Here is a 533-nt window from a genome sequence, read left to right as displayed (position 1 = left end):
GAAGCCAGAACTTAAACTCGAAGAGATGCTCCCGATTCACCTTCGGCATTCCAGCACGAGCCGAGCCTTGAATCGCGTAGTCAGTGAAATCTTTGTTCAGAAGAAGATGAAAGAGGTAGTCGCGAGTAATTTGATCCGGAATGGGCGCGAGCGGATACATATCAGCACTACAAAGGCCTCTAAAATCAGGCCGTGCCACCTTCATGAGGTAAGGACGAATTTTGCTGTAGAGCACCATTTTTTCATCGAAGATAAATTTACCGGATATGAGCGCTTCTTTCCGAGCGGTCTTGAGGTCAATGAACACTCCGGTCTGTGATTCGATGTTTCCTGCACCGACGTGGATCAGATCGAGGAACTCCTTTTTCCGAGGATCAACGAGCACCGACGTTATTGCGCAAACGTCGCGCAGCTTCTTCTCCACCCACCCATTCCCCCGCTGAGTGAAGACGGATTGCAGATGGCTTTCGAAGAGGGCGCGGGCGTTGTGGAGGTTCTTTTCGGCGTTGGCTTTGGCGATGGCGATGCCTTCA

At 51.2% G+C, this 533-nt stretch carries 1 protein-coding gene; it reads right to left on the bottom strand.

Going from position 1 to position 533, the window contains the following annotated elements; translation table 11 throughout:
• Positions 1-533, bottom strand: a 533-nt coding sequence (locus JNK74_30085; protein MBL7650419.1) for a restriction endonuclease subunit S, incomplete at both ends; no start/stop codon positions are given.

It is taken from the genome of Candidatus Hydrogenedentota bacterium (assembly GCA_016791475.1).
In the GTDB taxonomy this organism is placed as follows: Bacteria; Hydrogenedentota; Hydrogenedentia; order Hydrogenedentales; family JAEUWI01; genus JAEUWI01.
Note: the sequence above shows the minus strand (reverse complement) of the source record. Positions and strands in the feature narration are given on the sequence as shown.